This is a genomic window from Actinokineospora auranticolor, assembly GCF_002934265.1.
In the GTDB taxonomy this organism is placed as follows: domain Bacteria; phylum Actinomycetota; class Actinomycetes; order Mycobacteriales; family Pseudonocardiaceae; genus Actinokineospora; species Actinokineospora auranticolor.
In genome coordinates this window covers 1-23059 of the sequence record NZ_PTIX01000035.1, presented here as the reverse complement: position 1 = coordinate 23059, position 23059 = coordinate 1, and the positions used below count along the sequence as shown (strand labels likewise).

The window sequence follows — 23059 nt, the reverse complement described above, 5'->3', positions numbered from 1 at the left end:
CGTCCCCTCACTTGAGCGGCTCCCGGAGTTCGGACGCCGTCATGTTGATGGCCGCCTTCTCCGCTCCCGCGCGACCCGGGTTGCCCGCGAGCTTGAGCAGTTCGATCTCCCGGCGCTGCGCGGGGGTGAACTCGACGCCCGCGGCCTGGGCGGACTTGACCGTGGTGTCGACGGCCGCGGTGAACGCGTCGCCCGCCGCGCGCAGCCTGCCGAGGGCGTCGCGCTGGGCCTGGGTGAACTTCTCGGGGTCCTGGAAGCGGGCGGCGACCTTGTCGCCCTTCTCGCGCAGGTCCTTGAGCGCCTTCTCGCGGATCGCGTCGCGGACCGACCCGTTGTTCTCGGCCAGTTCCCGCAGTTCGCGCAGGTCCTTGGTGAGCTTGCCCAGTCCTTCGGACTCGAAACCGCCGCGCGCGCCGTCCGCGGCGCCCTTGGTGACCCGCCGCAGCCTGCTGCCGCCCTCGACGGCGTCGCCAAGCAAGCCCTTGCCCGCACCGACCACGCCGGAGGTGATCGTGCGCCCGGGGATGGCGCCCAGCCCGATGTCGAGCCAGGACGGCGCGTTGGCCGAGCCGACGGCCTTCTGCCCCAGGCCAGCCAGCGTGTTCACCGTGCCCGCGCCCGCCGAGACCGTGCCCGCGACCGGGGCGACGGCCTCGCCGACCAGCGGGATCGCCAGCGAGCCCGCGGCGACGACGGCCGCGGCGCTGGAGACGATGCCGGAGGTGCGGGCGATGCCGTCGAGGACCTGGACGTCCCAGCCGTCGTTCTCCGGCTTGAACACCTCGTCGGGGCCGCTGCGGATCTGCTCGGCGGTCTCGTTCGCCTCGCGGAGGTGCTTGCGCTCCAGCCTGCGCGCGTCGTCGATGACCTTGTCGAAGGCGGCCTGGGCGGTGGACGCGGCGTCGACGGCGGCCAGGAAGGCGTTGTAGCGGGAGTCGTACTGGGGGTGCGAGGTGTCACGCGGGATGGCACCCGCGGCGGCGGATTCGGCGTTGGCGGCGTCCGAGGCCTGCTGCTTGAGCCGCTTGGCCTTGGCCTCCAGCTCGTCGGCCTTGTCCTGGTTGGCCTTCATCCGGCCAGCCCAGGTCAGCAGGGCCTTCGTGACGGCCTGCATGGACTCGGCGCCCTTGGCGATGCCCTTGGGCAGGTCGTCGCCGTGGTCGCTGAACTCCTCGGCGGCCGAACCGCCCCAGTCCGCGTCGTCGGTGATCTTGCACGCCTCGGTCAGCCGGGGCGTGACCTCACCCAGCATGGTCTGCACCTCGGCGAGGTTGACCAGCGTGGTGCGCACGGCGGCCTGCTCGCCGGGGACGGGGTCGAAGCCCAGGGTCGGGTAGCTCCTCACGGCGTGCCCCCGGGGTTGAGCACCTGGTCGATCGCGCCCAGCCGCCGAGCCGTGCCCGCGCGCAGGGCCTGCATCTGCTGCTCGGCCACGGTGTTGTTCACCAGCAGCCGCATCCGGTCCGCACCGCCCTGCTCGACCTGCTCGTAGTTGTCGACCGCGCGGCGCACGTTGTCGGCGATCTTGTCGATCTTGTCGCGCATCGACCCGAGGTCGTCGCGCCACTGGTCGGCGACCTCCTGGGCAGCGGCGGCCAGGTCCCCCGGCCCGAGGTCGCCACTGGCGCCCTGGAGCGCCCCGGCGGCGGCGTCGACCTCCTCCGCCAGCGCCTTCAGCTCCCCGACGCGGATCGCCAAACTCGTCGTGTCGACCGTGTATCCACCGGCCATGCCGCCCTCCCTCTCGCGTTCGCGGCAAGTCAACCCCGCCGCCGTACCGCGGACGGGGCGGGGTGCGCAGGGAGGCAAGCACGGGGCACGGGTGGGCAAAGGCAGAATGGCGCCGTGACCTCTCGGACTCAGCCCGACACGCACCCGGACAACCTCGACGACCTCGTGCTGCACATGGCGGACGTGGGGGTCCGCCGCGGCACCAACGACCTGCTCAAAGGCGTGAGCTGGAGCGTGGAGCTCGACGAGCGCTGGGTGGTGCTGGGCAGCAACGGCGCGGGCAAGACCACGCTGCTGCGCCTGGCGGGCGCCGAGCTGCACCCGAGCACCGGCACCGTGCACGTCCTGGGGGAACGGCTGGGCCGGGTGAACGTGTTCGAGCTGCGCACCCGCATCGGCTTCGCCACCGCGGCGCTGGCCGGTCGGGTGCCCGCCGACGAGAAGGTCGCCGACGTCGTGGTCAGCGCGGGCTACGCCGTGCTGGGCCGCTGGCGCGAGGAGTACGACCGGCTCGACACCGGCCGGGCCGAGGACCTGCTCAAGACCATGGGCATCGCCGGGCTGGCCGACCGCTCCTTCGGCACGCTGTCGGAGGGCGAGCGCAAGCGGACGCTGATCGCCCGCGCGCTGATGACCGACCCGGAGCTGCTACTGCTCGACGAGCCCGCCGCGGGCCTGGACCTGGGTGGCCGCGAGGACCTCGTGGCCCGGCTGACCGACCTGGCGCTGGACCCCGACGCGCCCGCGACCGTGCTGGTCACCCACCACGTCGAGGAGATCCCGCCCGGCTTCACCCACCTGCTGCTGCTGTCCTCCGGCGGGGTCGTCGCGCAGGGCCTGATCGAGGACGTGCTGACGGGGGAGAACCTGTCGGCCGCCTTCGGCCAGCCGCTGGAGCTCGAGCGCTCCGGCGACCGGTACTTCGCGCGCCGACGCGGCTAACCGACCTACCGACAGGTAACCTTTCGACGGTCGCGGCGATCCCGTGGCCGACCACCGACAGGAGGGCAGTGGACCGTGGGTGAGTTCGTTTCGCTGGACGTCGCGGACGGCATCGGCACCATCCGGCTGGACCGGCCGCCGATGAACGCGATCAACCGGCAGGTGCAGGCGGAGATCCGGGCCGCGGCGCTGGAAGCGGGGTCGCGCGCGGACGTCCGGGCGGTGATCGTCTACGGTGGACCGAAGGTGTTCGCGGCGGGCGCGGACGTCAAGGAGTTCGCCACGATGTCGTACACCGACATCAGCGACTACGCCCCCGAGCTGTCGGAGTCCCTGTCGATCGTGGCCGCGTTGCCGAAGCCGACCGTCGCGGCCATCACCGGGTTCGCGCTCGGCGGCGGCTACGAGCTGGCCCTGTGCTGCGACCGCCGGATCGCCGGTGACAACGCCAAGGTGGGGCAGCCGGAGACGCTGCTCGGCCTGATCCCCGGCGCGGGCGGCACCCAGCGGCTGACCCGGCTGATCGGCCCGAGCCGCGCCAAGGACATCGTCTACACGGGACGGTTCGTCAAGGCGGACGAGGCGCTGACGATCGGCATGGTCGACGAGGTCGTCGCCCCGGACGACGTCTACGACGCCGCGAAGCGCTGGGCGGGCCAGTTCACCACGGGCGCCTCGCGCGCGCTGGCGGCGGCCAAGGCGGCCATCGATGGCGGGCTCGACGGCGACCTCAACAGCGGTCTACGCCTGGAGACGACCCTCTTCGCCGGACTGTTCGCCACCGAGGACAAGACCACGGGCCTCACCTCGTTCATCGAGAACGGCCCAGGAAAGGCCGAATTCCATGGCCGGTGACCCAGCCCCCAACCCGCACGCCACCGCCGAAGAGGTGGCCGCGGCCTACGACGACCCCAAGCTCGCCAACGTCCTCTACCACGACTGGGAAGCGGGCACGTACGACGAGAAGTGGTCGATCTCCTACGACGAGCGCTGCATCGAGTACGCCACCGGCCGCTTCCGCACCGCCGCGGGCGAGCAGGGTTGGCCGTACGAGGACGCGATGGAGTTGGGCTGCGGCACGGGTTTCTTCCTGCTGAACCTGATGCAGGGCGGCGTGATCAAGAAGGGGCACGTCACCGACCTGTCACCGGGCATGGTCCAGGTGGCGCTGCGCAACGCGGAGGCGCTGGGGCTCGACGTCGAGGGGCGGGTCGCGGACGCGGAGCGCCTCCCGTACGACGACGAGTCGTTCGACCTGGTGGTCGGGCACGCCGTGCTGCACCACATCCCGGACCTGCCCGCGGCCTTCCGCGAGATCCGCCGGGTGCTCAAGCCCGGCGGCCGGTTCGTGTTCGCGGGCGAGCCCACGAAGGTCGGCGACTGGTACGCGCGCAGGCTGGGCCGCGTGACGTGGTGGCTGACGACCAACGTCACCAAGCTCGAACCGCTGCGGGAGTGGCGCCGCCCGCAGGAGGAACTGGACGAGTCCTCGCGCGCGGCGGCCCTGGAGGCCGTGGTCGACCTGCACACCTTCGACCCGACCGAGCTGGAGGCCCTGGCCGGGGACGCGGGCATGGTCGAGGTCCGCGCGAGCACGGAGGAGCTGTCGGCGGCGCTGTTCGGGTGGCCGGTGCGCACCTTCGAGGCGGCGGTCCCCCGCGAGAAGCTCGGCTTCGGCTGGGCCATGTTCGCCTACCGCACCTGGCAGCGACTGTCCTGGCTGGACGAACGCGTGCTGCGCAAGGTGCTGCCGCGCGAGCTGTTCTACAACGTCCTGATCACCGGCCGCAAGCCGTTCTGATGACGTCGATGTGGGGCGCCCCCCTGGCCTCGCGGCTGCGGGCCCGGGGTCGGCGCGACCCGGCCCAGGCCCGCTTCCTGACCGTGGCCTCGCTGCGCTGGGTGCTGCGCAACCGGGCCTACACGCCCTGGTACCTGGTGCGCTACTGGCGGCTGCTGAAGTTCCGGCTGGCCAACCCGCACGTCGTGCTGAGGGGCATGGTGTTCCTGGGCAAGGACGTCGAGATCCACGCCCGCCCCGGCTACGGCCGCCTGGAGATCGGGCGGTGGGTGCACATCGGCGACGGCAACGCGATCCGCTGCCACGAGGGGTCGCTGCGCATCGGGGACAAGGTGGTGTTCGGGCGGCAGAACGTCGTCAACTGCTACCTGGACATCGAGTTGGGCGAGGCGGCACTGGTCGCGGACTGGGTCTACATCTGCGACTTCGACCACGTGACCGCGGACATCACCCTGCCCATCAAGGACCAGGGCATAGCGAAGTCCCCGGTGCGGATCGGCCCGGACACGTGGCTGTGCACGAAGGTCACGGTCACCAAGGGCACCCGGATCGGTCGGGGCTGCGTCATCGGCGCCCACGCCGTGGTCCGCGGCGACGTCCCGGACTACGCGGTGGCGGCGGGCATCCCGGCGAAGGTCGTCCGCGACCGCCGCGCCGCCTTCGCCGCCGACGCCGACCGCCGGGAAGCGGTGGCCGACATGGCCCGCAAGGCGGCGAAGGCACTGCGGAAGACATTGGAGTCCTAGGGAACCCCTGCTCTATCAGCGGGGTTCGCCACCAGGCAGTCCCGCAGCACCGCTAGGTCGAACGACGACCAGCCCACCCATGCACGACCAGCAGGGTTGACCAGAACAGCCTCTTGTGCTGGGCGTTGGAACCCAAGCGGTCAGCGGGGGAAGTTCGCCACCAGGAAGTCCCGCAGCACCGCCACCCGCAACGGCAGGTGCCGGTTGGACGGTACCACCAGGTGCAGCGGTCGGCCCTCGGCGTGGTGGTCCGGCAGCACCAGCGTCAGCAGTCCGCCTCGCACCGATGCCGCGACCGCCGGTTCGGGCAGCAGCGCGATCCCCGCCCCGGCCACCGCTGCCCGGCGGACGAAGGACAGGTCGTCGGCGGCCAGTTGGCCGGATACCTCAACCGACACCTCTCCGCGTGGGCCGTGCAGGTGCCAGCGGTCGGCGTCGCCGAAGCGGAGGCACAGGTGTGCGGCCAGGTCTGCCGGTCGTTGCGGGATTCCCTTGCGCGCCAGGTAAACCGGTGATGCGAACAGGCGGAAGCGGGCGTCCTGGAGCCGGGTCGAGCCGCTACCGCCCTCCCCCGCGCGCAGCGCCAGGTCGAAGCCGCCCTCCACCAGGTCGACCGACGTCGACAGCACCACCTCCACCCGCATCTCCGGGTGCCGGGTCAGGAACGCGGCGACCAGTTCCGGGAGGACCTCCGCGCCCACGTCCGGCCGCGCGGCCAACCGCACCAGACCGCGCGGTGCTTCTCGGCTGTCCGCCGCCGCGCCCGCTGCCGAGTCCAATTCGGACAGTGCGACCGACACCCGCGCGTGGTAGGCGCGGCCCGCGTCGGTCAACGACAGCGACCGGGTGGTGCGGTGCAGCAGGCGCACCCCCAACCGGTTCTCCAACCGCGCGACGCGGCGGCTCACCGACGACTTCGGCATCCACAGCGCCCGCGCGGCGGCGGAGAAGCTCCCCGCCTCCACAACCCGGACGAAGACCGCCACGTCACCCAGTTCCTCCACACCCGACATTGTGCCACTGGTGGAACAGTCCGTTCGGAATCCACTCACTAGTTCACCTCGGACAACGCTCCTACCGTTGGTGACATCCCAAGGACCAACCCCAGGAGCGCACCCGTGCCCCGAACAGCGCAACGGTCGACCCTCGCGACGATCGCGATGAACGTCATCCCGGCGTACGTCATGCCCGCCGCCATGAGCTACGCCAGCGCACTGGCCGTCGACGACCACCGGCTGGCGGCGGCGTCGGTCACCACGATCGCCATCCCGTCCGCGCTCGCCGCGCTCGCCGTCACCTTCGCCCCACGCGGCGGCGGGCGCGCGGTCCGCATGCTGCTCGGCGCCGTGCTGTGCGCGGCCCTGGCGTTCGCCGCGAGCCTCGCCCTGGTCCACACCGGACTGGCCGCGCCAACCCTGTTCCTCGACGCCGTGCCCTCCGCCGCACTCGGCGGCGTCATCACGGCGGCCCGCACCACCAACCGGAAGAAGGAATCATGATCGTCGTCATCGGCGGCACCGGCACCACCGGCCGCGCCGTCCTGCGCGGACTCCGCGCCCAGGGCGTACCGACCCGCGCCCTGGTCCGCACCCCCACCGACCTCCCCGGCGTCGAACAGGTCATCGGCGACGCGGCAGACCCCGGCGCGGTGCGCGCGGCCCTGACCGGCGCGGCAGGCTTGTTCCTGGCGATGGGGAACGGTCCACGCCAGGAGGCGATCGAACTCGGCGTGGTCGACGAGGCCGCCCGCGCCCGTGTGGGTCACCTGGTCAAGCTGTCCGCGCCTGGGCCCGAGAACTCGCCGGTCGCGGTTGCCCGGCTGCACCACCGGGTTGAGGAGGCGGTGCGGTCGTGGGGGATCACGCACACGTTCCTGCGGCCGTACGCGTTCTTCCAGAACCTGCTCTTCCACGCCGACCGCATCCGCGCCACGGGCTGGTTCCCGACCACGACCGGCGACACCAGACTGAACATGGTGGACGCGCGGGACGTGGCGGACGTGGCCGTGAACGCACTCACCTTCGGCGCCACCGGCACCCACGTGCTGACAGGCCCGGAGGCGGTATCGTACCCGGAGGTCGCCGCCAAGCTGACAGCGGCAGGCAGGCCGACCCGCTGCGTCAACATCACCCCGGACGAACTACGCGCCGACCTGCGCGGCGCCCCGGATTGGCTGGTGAACCACGTCCTGGAAATCCAGCACCTGTCCACCACCCACCCGGAACACCCGAACGACACGGTATCCCGCCTACTCGGTCGCCCCCCACGCTCCCTGGACAACTTCCTCCACGAACACGCCCCGGCATTCGGCGCCCCCACAACGACTCCCCCGCAGCAAGCGGCGACCAACTAGCCCAACAACCACAACTGGCGAACAACCGCACGATCCCACCGCTTGCCAGGCACCCGACCCTTCCCGCTCCCAACCCCCTTCTCTCCCGAGCCATCCACACAACCGCCGCAGGATCCCAGCTCCCGCAGAACGCAACGCGCCCCCGCCACATGGTGTGCCATGGAATTGAGTGGTGGGTCGGCCTGGTACACGTCGGCGGTAGCGGGTTCAGCCTGGCGGGGTGAGGGGAGCTGCGAGGCGGCCTGGGGTGAGCGGGCGTATGCGGCTTGGCTGGGACTGGGCTCACTCTTGTCTTGACCACCCCGAGGCCCAACAAGCACAGCCCCGCCCTCCTCTGGGGGGGGGACAGCCCTGCTCCAGTCTATCGGTGCTGGGGTATTGGGAAAGGAGCCGCGAGATCCTGTGGATGGATGCGGCGGATGTGGACAACTCGCGATCAAGGAAAAAGGCCGCCGAGTGGGCCAGCGGGTTCGACGTGGAACCAACGAGTCGGAGAAAGGTTGAAGGCCCGAGCCGCCAGGGCTCGGGCCTTCAGGCAAGGTCGGCTACTTGAACTGCTCGTCGCAGCCCTTGTCGCCTTCGAAGTAGCCGATGCGGAAGGCCTCCACACGGGCGAAGCCGGACGGGACCTGCTTCCCGTTCACGTCCGCCGCGATCAAACTGCTGTCCTGCAACAGCTCCGCGACCGCCTCATCCAAGTCCCCAACCGCCAGGCGCAGTTTCGTCGTGCTGTTGTCGCCCAAGTCCGTGAAGTGCGCCCAAGCCCCCGTCAAACAAGCCGTGCGCAGCCCCGTCTTGTCGCCCTCCAGAGGCAGCTTGACCCCCTTCTGGATGGCCAACGAGTACCGCGAAGCGATTTCAGCGAACGCCGCGAAGTCCCCGATCCCAGCGCCGTCGACCCCAGGTTCCTGCCCCTTCTTCGGCGGCGTCGCGATCTTCCGCATGGCCTGCGGGTCAACCGCGACCACGTTCTCCTCCTGGCAGTACGACACCGGCGGCGTCGAACGCCCCTTGGCGCAATCCGCGCCGTTGTACGTGATCTTCGGCGCGGCAGCACCCGTCCGCTTGAAGGCCTCTTCCAGGCTCTGGCTCAGCAGGACCTGGATCTCCGCATCCGTGAACTTCACGTCGCCGTTCTTGGCGGTGTCCATTTCCGCTTCGGCGCGTTCCTTCTCCACGATCCGGTTGTTGATCTCGTCCATGGTGATCCGCGCGCACCGGCCCGGGCCCTCGGCGAAACCGGCCTGGAAGGCGAAGACGCGGTCGAACGCCAGGCCGTGCGCACCTTGCTTGGCGGCGGAGAGGCCTGCCGGGTCGCGGATGAAGAACATGGTGGCCAGCACGTGGTTGAGGCCCTTGCCGGTGTTCACGTCGAAGTGCTTGGCCTTGCCCTCGGCCACCCAGCGGAAGAAGCCGCCCGCATAGCAGTCGGCCTGCTGTTCCTTGACGATCGTCTGGGTGGTCTGGTTGATGCCGCTCTTCTCGCCCAGCCGGAACTGCACCGCGTGGCCCATCTCGTGGGCCAGCACGGCCACCACCGACATCGGGCCGAACTGCTTGTTCAGCATCGGCAGCAGCACGCCCCGGTCCCAGGCCACGCTGTCGTCCGCACCGCAGTAGAAGGCGTTGACCAGTTCCTTGGTGCTCTGGCCGCACAGCTTGACCGGCGCGCCCTCCGAGTCGTACGACGCCAGCCTGCGGATGGGCTCGAACTGCTTGCCGTCGAAGCCCGCGGGCATCTGCTCGATCCAGTAGTCGTAGATGTCCGACAGCGCGTTGACCGCGAGGCGGTCCATCTCGCCGCCGTCGGCGTTCTCGACGGCCAGGGTGGCGTCCGGGACGCCCTTCTTCGGTCCGGTCGGACCCTCGTTGTTCACCGGGATGCCCGCCGCCGTGCCCGCGTCGATGTCGCCGACGCCGCGGGCCTTGCCCGGGACCTCCTCCGGCGAGCACCCGCTCAACTGGACGACCACCGCCAGGGTCACGGCCAGGACCGCCGCCACCCGCGCACCCAGAAACCGCACCGTGTCCCCGTTTCGCCTCCGTGCTTGACAGGGTGCACAGTACTGGGGCGGATTACCCTCCGTTGGCAAATCCCGTCACGTCACGTGATTCCACACGCGTCGCCACCCTGGGTGAACCCCTTGCGGAACTCGCGCACGCGGTCGAACCCGGCGCCCTTGGCCGTGCCCTTCACGTCGCGGGCGGCGTAGTCGTAGTCGAGCAGCACCTGCACCGCCTCGTCGAGGTCGCCCGGGGACAGGTAGCGCTTGTTGGCGGCGAACAGCGAGCCGGTGAACGAGCCGGACAGGCACACCGCCGACCGGCCCGCCTGCTCCCCGTCCAGCGGCTTGCCCAGGGTCTGCCGCGCGGCGAGCCCGTAGCGGCTGGCCAGCAGGGTCGCGGTGGCGTAGTCGCCGATCTCGGAGTGGATCTTGGGCAGTTCCCCGGACTTGTCGTACGCCAGCGCCTTCGTCGACGCGCAGAAGGCGACCGGTCCCTGTTTGCCGCCGTCGCAGGTCGGCTCGCCGTCGGCGCCGGTCGCGGCGGGCGGGGTCCACTGCTTGCCCTTGTCGGCGACCAGCTTGGTGAAGTAGTCGTCGAGGCCGGGGGTGACCGAGTCGAAGATCTCGCTGAAGGTGAGGTTGCCGCCGCGGGCCTGGTCGTCGGCGCTGAGGAAGCCGCCCGCGGTGAACGTGCGGTTGTCGACGGTCATCTCCGAGCACAGCTTCACGCCCTGCTCGTAGCCGTCCTGGAAGGCCGAGACCCGGTCGAAGGCGTCGCCGTGCGCGCCGCGGTCGCCCTGGCTGGTGCCGATCGGGTCGCGGAAGCTGATCAGCGACTCGAGCGCCTGGTCGAGCCGGTCGGTCTCGATCTCCAGGTGCTCGGCCTTGCCGTCGGCGACCCAGCGCACGAAGGCGCCCGCGTAGCAGTCGGCCATGGCCTCGATCAGGATCGTCGGCCACTTGCGCGGGTCGGCCTTGCGCTCGTCGAGCCCGGCGCCGGTGCGGTCCTGCACGGCGTGCCCCATCTCGTGGGCCAGCACCAGCATCACCGCCGCCTCCCCGAAGCGGTCGCGCAGCACCGGCAGCAGGGCGGCCCGGTCCCAGGCGATGATGTCGGCGTTCGGGCAGTAGAACGCGTTGCCCTCCACGTCCGCCGCCTTGTCCGCGCACGGCGGCGCCTTGGCGTCCGCGTCGGCGGTGTCGACCGAGTAGTAGCCCCCGGACAGGTCGTCGAACGGCTTGCCGAAGGCGGTCGGGAAGGTCTCGGTCCAGAACACCCGCACGTCGGTGACCACGGTCGCGGCGAGCCGGTCCACCTCGCCGCCGTCGGTGTTCTTGACGAACGACTTCGGGTCGACGCCCGTCCCCGGGGTGTCGCGGGAGACCACCGAACCCTGGCTGAGCGGTGTCCCGGCCACCTCGGTCGTGCACGCGCTCGCCAGGAGCGCCAGCACGGACAGCAGCAGCACCAGCCGGGACTTGCCGGGTCGGTTCACCCGCCCAGTGTGCCCCAGCCCCCACTCGCCACGCTCAGGACTCCTCGGTCGGCACCTCGGGCAGTTCCGGGGCGTCCTCGGGTACCAGCCACACCACGCCCTGGGGCGGGAGTTGGAGGACGACCGACGCCGGGCGGCCGTGCCAGGCGACGGGCTCGGCCTCCACCGACCCGAGGTTCCCGACCCCCGACCCGCCGTACGCGGCGGCGTCGGTGTTGAGGACCTCGCGCCAGCGGCCGGTGCGCGGCAGGCCCACCCGGTAGTCGTGGTGGGGCGCGCCGGAGAAGTTGGCGACGCACAGCAGCTCCGCGTCGCCGCCGAGGCGCAGGAAGCTGAGCACGTTGCCCGCCGAGTCGTTGGCGTCGATCCAGGAGAAGCCCTCGGGGCGGGTGTCGTCGGCGTAGAGCGCGGGCCGGTCGCGGTAGGCCAGGTTCAGGTCGCGGATCAAGGACTGGATGCCGCGGTGCAGCGGGTTGTCGAGCAGGTCCCAGTCCAGCGACCGCGACTCCGACCACTCCCCCGGCTGCCCGAACTCGCCGCCCATGAACAGCAGCTGCTTGCCGGGGTGCGCCCACATGAACGCCAGCAGCGCGCGCACACCCGCCGCCTTGTTCCAGTCGTCGCCGGGCATGCGGGTCCACAGGGAGCCCTTGCCGTGCACCACCTCGTCGTGCGAGAGGGGCAGCACGAAGTTCTCGCTCCAGGCGTAGACCAACGAGAAGGTGACCTCGTTGTGGTGGTACGAGCGGTGCACGGGGTCGTGGCCAAGGTAGCTGAGCGTGTCGTGCATCCAGCCCATGTTCCACTTGAACCCGAAGCCCAGCCCGCCCAGGTGCGTCGGCCGGGTCACGCCGGGCCACGCGGTGGACTCCTCGGCGATCATCACGGTGCCCGGGTGGTGCTTGTAGACGGTCGCGTTCAGCTCCTGCAGGAACCGCACCGCGTCCAGGTTCTCCCGGCCGCCGTGCTCGTTGGGCAGCCACTCGCCGTCCTTGCGGGAGTAGTCCAGGTAGAGCATCGAGGCGACCGCGTCGACGCGCAGGCCGTCGACGTGGAACTCCTCGATCCAGTACAGCGCGTTGGCGACGAGGAAGTTGCGGACCTCGTTGCGACCGAAGTCGAAGACGTACGTGCCCCAGTCGGGCTGCTCGCCGCGCCGGGGGTCGCCGTGCTCGTAGAGCGGGCTGCCGTCGAAGCGGGCCAGCGCCCAGGAGTCGCGCGGGAAGTGCGCGGGCACCCAGTCGACGATCACGCCGACACCGCGCCGGTGCAGCTCGTCGACGAAGAACCGGAACTCGTCCGGGGTGCCGAACCGCGAGGTGGGCGCGAAGTACGACGTGACCTGGTAGCCCCAGGAACCGCCGAACGGGTGTTCGGCCACCGGCAGCAGCTCGACGTGGGTGAAGCCCTGCTCGGCGACGTACTCACCGAGCTGGTCGGCGAGCTCCCGGTAGCCCAGGCCCTGCCGCCACGAGCCGAGGTGCACCTCGTAGACGCTCATCGGCGCCGAGCTCCACGACGTCGCGTCGCGGCGGGCCAGCCACTCGTCGTCGGACCACCGGTACTCCGAAGTGGACACCACCGACGCGGTCGCGGGCGGCACCTCGGTGGCGAACGCCATCGGGTCGGCCTTCTCGTGCCACGACCCGTCCGCGCCGTGGATGCGGAACTTGTACCGGGTCCCCGGGGTCACCCCCGGGATGAACAGCTCCCACACCCCCGACGAGCCCAGCGAGCGCATCGGGTTCGCGCGCCCGTCCCAGCCGTCGAAGTCGCCGCACACCCGCACGCCGCGCGCCGTCGGCGCCCACACCGCGAACGAGGTGCCCTGCACGACCCCGGCCGGGGTCTCGTACGAGCGCGGGTGTGCGCCCAGCACGTCCCACAGCCGCTCGTGCCTGCCCTCGCGGAACAGGTGCAGGTCCAGCTCGCCCAGGGTGGGCAGCCAGCGGTACGGGTCGTCGACCAGCTCGGGGCCCGCGCCGTAGTCGACCTCCAGCAGGTACTCCGCGGGCGCCACGTCGAGATCGGCGGCGAAGACGCTGTCGGCGACCTCCTCGGCCTCGTGCCGCCGGTCGCCGACGATCACGGCGACGGACTTGGCGTTGGGCCGCAGCGCCCGGACCACCGACCCGCCGGGGGCCGGGTGGACGCCGAGCAGCGAGTGGGGGTCGTGATGGGCACCGGCGATGAGGCGTTCGATCTCGTCAACCAAGGGGAATCAACCCTGCGCTATGTAGGATTCGAGCTGGTCGCGGCTGGCTTCCAGCTGGGAGATGTGGCTCTTGACGACGTCACCGATGCTGACGATGCCGACCAGGTCGCCGCCGTCGAGCACCGGCAGGTGCCGGATGCGCCGTTCGGTCATGGTGGCGGCCAGGCTGTCCACGCTGTCGTCGGGCGCGCACCCCAGCACCGGACTGGTCATGACGTCCGCGACGCGCAGGCCGAGCACCGCGGCGCCGTGCTCGTGCAGGCCCCGGGCCACGTCGCGTTCGGACACGATGCCGACGACCGCACCGCCGTCGACGACCACGAGCGCTCCCACGTTGCGCTCGGCCAGGACAGCGACCAGTTCGTCGACGCCGATCCCCGGTGCCACGGTGGCCACCTCGGAACCCTTGCCGCGCAACACATCCGAAATCCGCATGCCGACACCCCGATCCTGATCCTGGCGGCACCCGGCGAGCGGGCGTTTCTCGATCAGGTTAACCACGAACACGAATACCCGAAACTCGTGTTGCCTAAAAGTCGCAATCAACCCCCGCCTGTCACACGACGGATGGCGGCCAGCGGGATCGCCACCCAATCGGGTCGGTTGCGGTGCTCGTAGGCCACCTCGTACACGGCCTTGTCCAACTCGAAGGCGCGCAGCAGCGCCCCCTCCGCGCGCGGGTCGCCCGCGACACCGGCGTAGCCCTCGCAGAAGGCGGCGCGGTTGCGGTCGGCCCACTCGGCGGCCCGGGTCAGCCGCTGGTGGTCGGGTTCCTCGCCCGCCAGCAGGTGCAACGCGGCGTAGTCGAAGGAGCGCAGCATCCCGGCGACGTCGCGCAGCGCCGACTTGGGCCGGACGCGGTCCTCCGGCGGCGCGGCCGGTTCGCCCTCGAAGTCGATCAGGACCCAGCCCGAGGTGGTGCGCAGGACCTGGCCGAGGTGCAGGTCGCCGTGGATCTGCTGGACGGTCATGCCGGGCAGGCCGCGGGCGGCGTCGAAGGCGGCCCGCAGCCGCTCCTCGTGCTCGCGCAGCTCCGGGACATCGGCCAGCACGGCGTCAAGTCGCCCGTGCATCTGGTCGATCTCGACGGCCACCGCGTCCGCGCCGACCTCTTCGGTGCCGAGCACGGCGGCCAGGTCGGCGTGCACCTGGGCGACGGCGGCGCCGAGCCGGGCGGCCTCGCCCGCGTAGTCGCCGCCGACCTCGCGGGCGTGCAGGTCCTCCTCCGCCAGCAGGTCGCGCACGCTGGCGGTGGCGGTGGCCCAGCCCTCGGCGGCGCCGCCGAGGAAGCGCTGGGCGAAGCCGAGCACGGTGTCGTCGAGCGCGACCGTGGCGACCGGCTCGGCGACCTGCGCGCTGCCCGCCCTGGCCAGCGCCCGGTGCAGGTCGACGTCGCGGTTGGGCCCGGGGGTCGGCCGCCGGTACAACTTGAGGATGTACCGGTCGCCGTACACGACCGAGGAGTTGCTCTGCTCCACGCCGATCGGCCGGGCGCGCAGGCCGGTGGTGAGCCGGATACCCGGCTCGGCGCGCCAGGCGAGCCCGCCGGTGGTCGCGCCCTCGGCGAACAGGTCGAGCAGCCGGGACATCAGCTCGTGGTCCTGGGTGGCGTCGTAGTTCCGCCCACCGATGGCCGAGTGGGCCAGGTGCTCGGTCAGCTCGTCGCGGACCCCGACCAGCACCTGGTAGACCTCGTCGTCGGCGGTGACCAGCAGGTGCCGCAGACCGGGGTCGCCGTCGAACACCGTGCTCGACCGGGTGACCCGCACGTCGGTGATGGCCTGTCCCTTGGCCGCGAACCAGCGCTGCGCGGGCAGCCAGGCCCGCAGGTCCGCCACCGCGAGCTCGTCGAGCGCGCTCGGCCACTCCGCGTGCGGGTTCGCGCTCTGACCGGGGTTCACTGCGATTCGCCCTCCCCCGTGGTCGGCCGGGTGATCTGGAACCAGTAGAAGCCGTGGCCCGGCAGCGTCAGCAGGTACGGCAGCTCGCCGATCGCCGGGAACCGCACCCCGCCGGTCAGCTCGACCGGGACGCAGCCGTCGTGCTCGGACAGGTGCAGCTCGACCGGCTGCGGGAAGCGCGACAGGTTGTTGACGCAGATGACCACGTCGTCGCCGTGGGTGCGCAGGTAGGCCAGCACGCTCGGGTTGGACGAGCCCAGCTCGACGAAGTCGCCGAGGCCGAACGCCGGGTGCTCGGTGCGCACCTGGAGCATGCGCCGGGTCCAGTGCAGCAGCGACGACGTGTTGTTCATCTGCGACTCGACGTTGACCGCCTGGAACCCGTACACCGGGTCGGCGATGGTCGGCAGGTAGAGCCTGCCGGGGTCGCAGCGGGAGAAGCCCGCGTTGCGGTCGGGCGACCACTGCATCGGCGTGCGCACCGCGTCGCGGTCGCCCAGCCAGATGTTGTCGCCCATGCCGATCTCGTCGCCGTAGTAGAGCACCGGGGAGCCGGGCAGGCTCAGCAGCAGGGCGGTGAACAGCTCCTGCTGGTTGCGGTCGTTGTCCAGCAGCGGCGCGAGCCGTCGCCGGATGCCGATGTTCGCCTTCATCCGGGGGTCTTTGGCGTACTCGGCGTACATGTAGTCGCGCTCTTCGTCGGTGACCATCTCCAGCGTCAACTCGTCGTGGTTGCGCAGGAAGATGCCCCACTGGGCGCCCGCCGGGATGGACGGCGTCTGGGCCAGGATCTCCGAGATCGGGAACCGGGACTCGCGGCGCACGGCCATGAAGATGCGCGGCATCAGCGGGAAGTGGAACGCCATGTGGCACTCGTCGCCGCCGATGCCCGCGTCGCCGAAGTACTCGACCACGTCGGCGGGCCACTGGTTCGCCTCGGCCAGCAGCACCCGGCCCGGGTACTCGTCGTCGACGACCTTGCGGCAGCGCTTGAGGAACTCGTGCGTGCGCGGCAGGTTCTCGCAGTTGGTGCCCTCCTCCTCGAAGAGGTAGGGCACGGCGTCGAGCCGGAAGCCGTCGATGCCGATGTCGAGCCAGAAGCGCAGGACGTCGAGCATCGCCTCCTGCACGTCCGGGTTCTCGTAGTTGAGGTCCGGCTGGTGGGAGAAGAAGCGGTGCCAGTAGAACTGGCCGCGCACCGGGTCGTAGGTCCAGTTCGACGTCTCGGTGTCGACGAAGATGATCCGCGCGTCGGCGTAGCGGTCGTCGGTGTCGGACCAGACGTAGTAGTCGCCGTAGGGGCCGTCCGGGTGCTGGCGGGACTCCTGGAACCACGGGTGCGCGTCGGAGGTGTGGTTGAGCACCAGGTCGGTGATCACCCGGATGCCGCGCTTGTGCGCCTGGTCGAGCAGGTAGCCGAAGTCGTCGACGGTGCCGAACTCGGGCAGGACCGCGCGGAAGTCGCTGATGTCGTAGCCGCCGTCGCGCAGCGGGGAGGCGTAGAACGGCGGCAGCCACAGGCAGTCGATGCCGAGCCACTGCAGGTAGTCCAGCTTGTCGGCGAGGCCGCGCAGGTCGCCGGTGCCGTTGCCGTCGGAGTCGTTGAACGCCCGGACGAGCACCTCGTAGAAGACCGCGCTCTTGTACCAGCGCGGGTCCGGCGGTGCCGACCGGGCGTGGTGGAAGTCCCCGGCCTGCGGTTCGGTCAGGTGACCATCCGCGGTCACCGCCTCACCGGTGTGCGGAATGCCCGCCAACCCCAACGCGGCGTCGGGGGCGGTGGAGGTGTCCTGAACCGTCATGCTCGTCGCCCTGTCCGTCTGGCCCAGTCCGGCCGTCGTCCTTGTCGGTGCGCGTACCTGCTCGCCGGGGGCCGTCGGTCCACCCCGGACCGCGCCGCGGTCAACCCACACGATGTCCGATGTGCACAGTTCCCGCTCTCGGACCCCGGTGGGCGCTACCCAGAGGGATACCACCCCGGGAGGGATCCCACCCACCGAAGTTGATCACGATCGGGGCTCACCGTCGAATGTGGACGATGTGGGCCACCGAGGTCCACGGGTCGATGCGGATGTAGTTGGCCCGTCCCCACCGCCAGGTCTGCCCGGACACCTCGTCGTGCGCGGCGTGCGCGGTGTCGGGGTCGAGGCCGAGCGCGGCCAGGTCCAGCCAGAGCGTGCCCTCCTGGGGCGCGTTCGGGTCCAGCGTCACCACGGTCACGACCGTGTCGCCGGTGGCCGGGTCGGTCTTGGAGTAGGCCAGCAGCGCGTCGTTGTCCACGTGGTGGAAGCGCAGCGTGCGCAGCTGCTGCAGCGCCGGGTGGGCGCGGCGGATCGCGTTGAGCCGGGTCAGCCACGGTTGCAGCGAGCGGCCCTGGGCCAGCGCGCCCGCGTAGTCGCGCGGGCGCAGCTCGTACTTCTCCGAGTCCAGGTACTCCTCGCTGCCGGGGCGCACCGGCTCGTGCTCGTAGAGCTCGAAGCCGGAGTACACGCCCCAGGTCGGGGCGAGGGTCGCGGCCAGCGCGGCGCGGATGGCGAACATGCCCGGGCCGCCGGTCTGCAGCGATTCGTGCAGGATGTCCGGGGTGTTGACGAACAGGTTGGGCCGCGCCTCGTGCGCGTGCTCGACCAGCTCCACGCCGAACTCGGTGATCTCCTGCTTGGCCGTGCGCCAGGTGAAGTACGTGTACGACTGGGTGAACCCGAGCTTGGCCAGGCCGTAGAGCCGGGCCGGTCGGGTGAACGCCTCGGACAGGAACAGCACGTCCGGGGCGACCGCCTTGACCTGGCGGATGGTCCACTCCCAGAAGTCCGGCGGCTTGGTGTGCGGGTTGTCCACCCGGAACACCTTCACCCCGCGGTCGACCCAGAACAGCAGGATCCGCAGCACCTCGCCGTAGATGCCCTCGGGGTCGTTGTCGAAGTTGAGCGGGTAGATGTCCTGGTACTTCTTGGGCGGGTTCTCCGCGTACGCGATGGTCCCGTCGGGGCGGGTGGTGAACCAGTCCGGGTGCTTGATCACCCACGGGTGGTCGGGGGCGCACTGGAGCGCGAAGTCCAGCGCCACCTCCATGTCGAGTTCGCGGGCGCGGGCCACGAAGGCGTCGAAGTCGGCGAACGTACCCAACCGCGGGTGGATCGCGTCGTGGCCGCCGTCGGAGGAGCCGATGGCCCACGGGGAGCCGACGTCACCCGGCTTCGAGTCGACGTTGTTGTTCGGTCCCTTGCGGTTCACCTCGCCGATCGGGTGGATCGGCGGCAGGTAGACGATGTCGAAGCCCATGGCCGCGACCCGGTCGAGCTCCTTGGTCGCGGTCTTGAAGGTGCCGTGCACCGGCTTGCCCTCGGTGTCGAGGCCGCCGGTGGACCGCGGGAACAGCTCGTACCAGGAGCCGTAGAGCGCCGTCTTGCGGTCGACCCAGATCTGCGCGGTCTTGCCCTTGGTGACCAGTTCGCGGACCGGGTGCTCGGTCATCACCCGGCGGGCGGCCTCGGAGAGCGCCTCGGCGATGCGCGCGGGCAGCGGCGTGGTCTCGTCGCGCAGCGCGCGGGCGGCGGAGAGCAGCAGCTTGCGGTCCGCGCTGCGGTCGGGGCGGCGGCCGACGCGCTCCAGCAGCCGGGCGCCGACCTCGAGGTCGTTGGCCAGTTCGTCGGCCTGCTGCCCGGCGGCGACCTTCACCTCGACGGTGTGCGTCCAGGTGGCCCAGGGGTCGCTCCACGCGTCGACGCGGAAGGTCCACAGGCCCTCCGCGTCGGGCACGATGGCCGCGGCCCACCGGTCGGTGCCCGCGCCCTCGTGCCGCATGCGGGTGCGGCGGGCCTTGCCGTCCTTCGGGCCGCGCCAGCTCACGGTGGCCGCCACCGCGTCGTGGCCTTCTCTCCACACCGTCGCCTCGATGGGGACGTGTTCGCCCACAACGGCTTTGGCGGGGTACCGACCGCAGGACACGATCGGGGAGACGTCGTCGATGCCCAGCCGACCGCTCACCGGTACGGCTCCTTCCCGTCGCCTTCGGGTTAGCGCACTGATCAGCCCCCAGTGTGCCCTGTGCGACCGCGCCGGACATCACGTAACCCACCCGCGTCCCACCGCACGAGCACCCCGTTAGAGTGACCTTTTCAGGGTGTACCCGTTCCGGGCCGCGCGGAATCCCTCATTCGGCGGCCGTGCAAGCAGTACAACCGTTCGGGTGGGCCGGGTCGCGGGGCGAACGGTCCAGAATGGCCGATCGGGGCCCGCGACGGGCTCGATCGCGGTCGGCGACATTCCGACGAGTTGCGCATCACCGGCACCCGGTTTGATCAGCGGTTTCGGCGCGCGCGGCGCGCTCACGGAGGGTGTCGCGGCCCGGCACGGCTTGCTCGATCCAGGCTGGCCGCTAGGGTCGGAAGCCGTGAAAGCCGTGCGTCGATTCACCGTCCGTGCCGGGCTCCCCGAGCCGCTCGCCGATCTGGGCGTCCTCGCCACCAACCTGCGGTGGACCTGGCACCCGCCGACCCAGGACCTGTTCGCCAGCGTGGACCCGGAGATCTTCGACCACGAGGGCGGCGACCCGCTGCGGTTGCTCGCGCGGGTGCCCGGGGAGCGCCTGGAGCAGTTGGCCACCGATCCGGACTTCCTCGCCAGGGTCCGCGCGGTGTCCGACGACCTGCGCGCCTACCTCACCGAGCCGCGGTGGTACCAACGCCAAGGTGACGGCGGGGGGAACGGCACGCGGCTGCCGGGTTCCATCGCCTACTTCTCCATGGAGTTCGGCGTCACCGAGGCGCTGCCCAACTACTCCGGCGGCCTCGGCGTGCTGGCGGGCGACCACCTGAAGGCGGCGTCGGACCAGGGCGTGCCGCTGATCGGCGTCGGCCTGCTCTACCGGTCGGGCTACTTCCGCCAGTCGCTGTCCCTCGACGGCTGGCAGGTCGAGCACTACCCGGTCGTGGACCCGGACGGGCTCCCGCTGGTGCCGCTGACCGAGCCGTCCGGCGCGCCGATCCTGGTGCACGTGGCGATGCCGGGCGGGCGGGTGCTGCGCGCGCGGATCTGGAAGGCGCAGGTGGGCCGCGTCCCGCTGCTGCTGCTGGACTCCGACATCGAGGAGAACGCCGAGGACCTGCGCGGCGTGACCGACCGCCTTTACGGCGGCGACCAGGACCACCGCATCCGGCAGGAGATCCTCGCCGGTGTCGGCGGCGTGCGCGCGGTGCGCACGTACTGCGAGCTGACCGGCGTGCCGCAGCCCGAGGTGTTCCACACCAACGAGGGCCACGCGGGTTTCCTGGGCCTGGAACGGTTGCGGGAGCTGGTGTCCGGGCAGGGCCTCGACTTCGACCAAGCGCTATCGGCGGTGCGGGCGGGGACGGTGTTCACCACCCACACGCCGGTGCCCGCGGGCATCGACCGGTTCCCGGTCGACCTGGTGCAGCACTACTTCGGCGACGGCACGCTGCTGCCGGGCATCGACCTGCGCCGCATCCTGGCCCTGGGGGCCGAGGAGAACGCGGGCATGTTCAACATGGCGCACATGGGTCTGCGCCTGGCCCAGCGCGCCAACGGCGTCTCGCAGCTGCACGGCGCGGTGAGCCGGGAGATGTTCGGCGGCCTGTGGCCGGGCTTCGACACCGACGAGGTCCCGATCACGTCGGTCACCAACGGCGTGCACGGCCCGACCTGGGCGGCCCGCGAGATCACCGCCGTCATCGGCGACCCGCAGGACGACGGCTACGAGTCGTTCGACGAGTCGGTCACCGACGCGCGGCTGTGGGAGCTGCGCTGCGGGCTGCGCGCGCGGCTGGTGGACGAGGTCCGCCGCCGGGTGCGCGCGGCCTGGTTGCAGCGCGGCGCGTCGGCGCTGGAGCTCAACTGGACGGATTCCGTTTTCGACCCGGACGTCCTGACCGTCGGCTTCGCCCGCCGCGTCCCGACCTACAAGCGCCTGACCCTGATGCTGCGCGACGCCGACCGCCTGCGGCACCTGCTGCTGCACCCGGACCGCCCGGTGCAGCTGGTGGTGGCGGGCAAGTCCCACCCGGCGGACGACGGCGGCAAGGCGCTGATCCAGCAGATCGTCCGGTTCGCCGACGACGCGGGTGTCCGCCACCGCATCGTCTTCCTCCCGGACTACGACATGTCGATGGCCCGCTACCTGTACTGGGGCTGCGACGTCTGGCTGAACAACCCCATGCGCCCCCTGGAGGCCTGCGGCACCTCGGGCATGAAGGCGGCCCTCAACGGCGGCCTGAACCTCTCCATCCGCGACGGCTGGTGGGACGAGTTCTACGACGGCAGCAACGGCTGGGCCATCCCCACCGCGGACGGCGTCACCGACCCGGTCCGCCGCGACGACCTGGAGGCGGCGGCCCTGTACGAGCTGCTGGGCTCGCAGGTGGCGCCGCTGTACTACGACCGCGACGGCAGCGGCGTCCCCGCCAGGTGGATGGCCATGGTCCGGCACACCCTCGCGTCCCTGGGCCCCAAGGTCCAGGCGTCGCGCATGGTCGGCGAGTACGTGCAGAACGCCTACGCCCCGGCCGCCACCGCGGGCGCGCTGGCCCAGTCCGATGACTTCCGGGTCGCCAAGGACCTCGCCGCCTACCGCCTCCGGCTGAGCGGTTCGTGGCCGCACATCCGCGTCATCGACTGCGAACTGCACCTGGAGGACGGCCACACCCCGGTGATCGGCGACCGCGTCCCGGTCCGCGCCCGCGTGGACCTGGCGGGGTTGGACCCGGCGGACGTGGAGGTCCAAGCGGTGGTCGGCCGAGTCGGCGACACGGACGAACTGACAGACGTGGTCACCGGCACCATGCACCACAACGGCGACGGCTACTACGCGACCGAATTGACGTTGCCACACGCGGGTTCCCTCGGCGTGACGGCCCGGGTCCTGCCCAAGCACGGACTGCTGGCCACACCGGCGGAACTGGGCAAGGTCGTCCTCGCCTGATCTCCTGCTCTGTTTACCGGCCGCGCGGCTAACCCCGCGCGGCCTTTTCTTTCTCAGCTCCAGCTGAACCCCGCCTCACCACACAACTTCCGCAGGACCCCAACCTCACCCAACGCAACACGCCCTTTCCCGCCCTCACTTCCTTCGCCAACCACCCCCGCCCGCAGCCGCCACAAAGCCCAGCCCTCAGAACGAAACGCGCCTCCAGCACATCACTCAGACCGTTCCGCCCCCTCCCAGCAACCCGAAGAAACCACCGCAAGATCCCAGCCCCCGCGCAACGCGACATGCTCCCACCACATCACTCAAGCCGTTCCGGCTTCTCCCCAGCCACCCCGAAACCGCCACCCGAACCCAGTCGCACCCAACCGCGACGCGCGCCCACCACACCGTTCCAACCATTTCGACTTCTTCCCAGCCACCCCAGAAACCGCCGCTGGAGCCCAGCCCCCACCCAACACAACGCGCCCCCATCACACCGGAGCAGCGTCGCCCCCTACCCAGCCACCCCGAAACCGCCGCAGGATCCCAGCCCAACGCGCCCCTGCCACACGCCTCGATTGGGTGGACTTGCTTTGCGTGGGGGACGAGCCTGCCAAGCTCTCCCGCGGGTGGGGTGGGCTTGCCCATCCCACCCGCTCTTCCCCACCGCAGGCTCGTAGGGGCCCCGCGCAAAGCAAGTTCACCCAATCGAGGCCGCGCATCTTTTCCGCGAACAGCCGGACCGATCAACCCAGCCACGACCCCAACCGGCACCCCGCAGCACAAAGATGATCAACGCACGCCTCCGGCCCCCACTATCAACCCTAGCGATGAGGACCGACAATTCGGGAAGAGGGACTGTTTCAAAATCGGTGTTTCCGGCCCGACACGCCGGGCCGAAGGTCCGGCGGGATGGGCACTGTGAGTGATGACATCCGATGTTGTGAGT

General features: G+C 71.0%; 17 protein-coding genes. 7 read left to right on the top strand and 10 right to left on the bottom strand.

All coding sequences use genetic code 11. From position 1 onward, the window contains the following. Positions 1-7: 7 nt before the first annotated feature. Together CLV40_RS34400 and CLV40_RS34395 are read right to left on the bottom strand one after the other, a co-directional pair. Positions 8-1345, bottom strand: a complete 1338-nt coding sequence (locus tag CLV40_RS34400) for a putative T7SS-secreted protein (protein ID WP_104483209.1) — start codon at positions 1343-1345, stop codon at positions 8-10. Further along, positions 1342-1731, bottom strand: a complete 390-nt coding sequence (locus CLV40_RS34395; RefSeq protein ID WP_104483208.1) for a WXG100 family type VII secretion target — start codon at positions 1729-1731, stop codon at positions 1342-1344. The genes CLV40_RS34400 and CLV40_RS34395 overlap by 4 nt, the downstream gene beginning before the upstream one ends. A 174-nt stretch (positions 1732-1905) precedes the next feature. Between CLV40_RS34395 and CLV40_RS34390 the strand changes: the two genes are divergently transcribed. The 4 genes from CLV40_RS34390 to CLV40_RS34375 all read left to right on the top strand — a co-directional run bounded on the left by CLV40_RS34390 (position 1906) and on the right by CLV40_RS34375 (position 5220). After that, positions 1906-2673: an ABC transporter ATP-binding protein gene (locus CLV40_RS34390; protein ID WP_104483244.1), complete on the top strand. Its 768-nt coding sequence runs from the start codon at positions 1906-1908 to the stop codon at positions 2671-2673. A 75-nt stretch (positions 2674-2748) separates the two neighbouring features. Beyond that, positions 2749-3528 carry an enoyl-CoA hydratase/isomerase family protein gene (locus CLV40_RS34385; protein ID WP_104483207.1) on the top strand — a complete coding sequence of 260 codons (780 nt, stop codon included), beginning with the start codon at positions 2749-2751 and terminating at the stop codon, positions 3526-3528. Next, the gene (locus CLV40_RS34380; RefSeq protein WP_104483206.1) at positions 3518-4474 is read left to right on the top strand and encodes a class I SAM-dependent methyltransferase; all 957 of its coding nucleotides are present in this window, start codon (positions 3518-3520) and stop codon (positions 4472-4474) included. The genes CLV40_RS34385 and CLV40_RS34380 overlap by 11 nt, the downstream gene beginning before the upstream one ends. Further along, positions 4474-5220 carry an acyltransferase gene (locus tag CLV40_RS34375; RefSeq protein WP_104483205.1) on the top strand — a complete coding sequence of 249 codons (747 nt, stop codon included), beginning with the start codon at positions 4474-4476 and terminating at the stop codon, positions 5218-5220. Before CLV40_RS34380 ends, CLV40_RS34375 begins: the two co-directional genes overlap by 1 nt. A gap of 140 nt (positions 5221-5360) precedes the next feature. Here CLV40_RS34375 and CLV40_RS34370 read toward each other — a convergent pair whose 3' ends face one another. Continuing rightward, on the bottom strand, positions 5361-6233 hold the full coding sequence (locus tag CLV40_RS34370; RefSeq protein WP_104483204.1) for a LysR family transcriptional regulator: 873 nt from the start codon (positions 6231-6233) through the stop codon (positions 5361-5363). A gap of 105 nt (positions 6234-6338) precedes the next feature. Between CLV40_RS34370 and CLV40_RS34365 the strand changes: the two genes are divergently transcribed. Then, on the top strand, positions 6339-6719 hold the full coding sequence (locus CLV40_RS34365; protein WP_146108382.1) for a hypothetical protein: 381 nt from the start codon (positions 6339-6341) through the stop codon (positions 6717-6719). Next, a complete protein-coding gene (locus CLV40_RS34360) occupies positions 6716-7573 on the top strand; it encodes an NAD(P)H-binding protein (protein ID WP_104483202.1) in 858 nt (285 codons plus the stop codon). Before CLV40_RS34365 ends, CLV40_RS34360 begins: the two co-directional genes overlap by 4 nt. A gap of 545 nt (positions 7574-8118) precedes the next feature. On the opposite strand, the gene CLV40_RS34355 is transcribed toward CLV40_RS34360, so the two are convergent. The 7 genes from CLV40_RS34355 to CLV40_RS34325 form a co-directional block, all read right to left on the bottom strand. Continuing rightward, the gene (locus CLV40_RS34355) at positions 8119-9597 is read right to left on the bottom strand and encodes a neutral zinc metallopeptidase (RefSeq protein WP_342752330.1); all 1479 of its coding nucleotides are present in this window, start codon (positions 9595-9597) and stop codon (positions 8119-8121) included. An 80-nt stretch (positions 9598-9677) separates the two neighbouring features. After that, positions 9678-11093 carry a neutral zinc metallopeptidase gene (locus tag CLV40_RS34350; RefSeq protein WP_104483200.1) on the bottom strand — a complete coding sequence of 472 codons (1416 nt, stop codon included), beginning with the start codon at positions 11091-11093 and terminating at the stop codon, positions 9678-9680. A 16-nt stretch (positions 11094-11109) separates the two neighbouring features. After that, positions 11110-13290, bottom strand: a complete 2181-nt coding sequence (glgB, locus tag CLV40_RS34345) for a 1,4-alpha-glucan branching protein GlgB (protein ID WP_104483199.1) — start codon at positions 13288-13290, stop codon at positions 11110-11112. 6 nt (positions 13291-13296) lie between these two features. Next, the gene (locus tag CLV40_RS34340; protein ID WP_104483198.1) at positions 13297-13725 is read right to left on the bottom strand and encodes a CBS domain-containing protein; all 429 of its coding nucleotides are present in this window, start codon (positions 13723-13725) and stop codon (positions 13297-13299) included. Between the two features lie 107 nt (positions 13726-13832). Further along, positions 13833-15191, bottom strand: a complete 1359-nt coding sequence (locus CLV40_RS34335) for a maltokinase N-terminal cap-like domain-containing protein (RefSeq protein WP_374065699.1) — start codon at positions 15189-15191, stop codon at positions 13833-13835. Further along, positions 15188-16993 carry a maltose alpha-D-glucosyltransferase gene (gene treS, locus CLV40_RS34330; RefSeq protein WP_104483197.1) on the bottom strand — a complete coding sequence of 602 codons (1806 nt, stop codon included), beginning with the start codon at positions 16991-16993 and terminating at the stop codon, positions 15188-15190. The genes CLV40_RS34335 and treS overlap by 4 nt, the downstream gene beginning before the upstream one ends. Before the next feature lie 217 nt (positions 16994-17210). Then, entirely contained in the window at positions 17211-19178 is a 1968-nt protein-coding gene (locus CLV40_RS34325; protein ID WP_104483196.1) for a maltotransferase domain-containing protein, read from the bottom strand. A gap of 406 nt (positions 19179-19584) precedes the next feature. Here CLV40_RS34325 and glgP point away from each other — a divergent pair, with 406 nt between their 5' ends. Beyond that, positions 19585-22128 carry an alpha-glucan family phosphorylase gene (gene glgP / locus CLV40_RS34320; RefSeq protein WP_104483242.1) on the top strand — a complete coding sequence of 848 codons (2544 nt, stop codon included), beginning with the start codon at positions 19585-19587 and terminating at the stop codon, positions 22126-22128. The last annotated feature ends 931 nt before the right edge of the window (positions 22129-23059 follow it).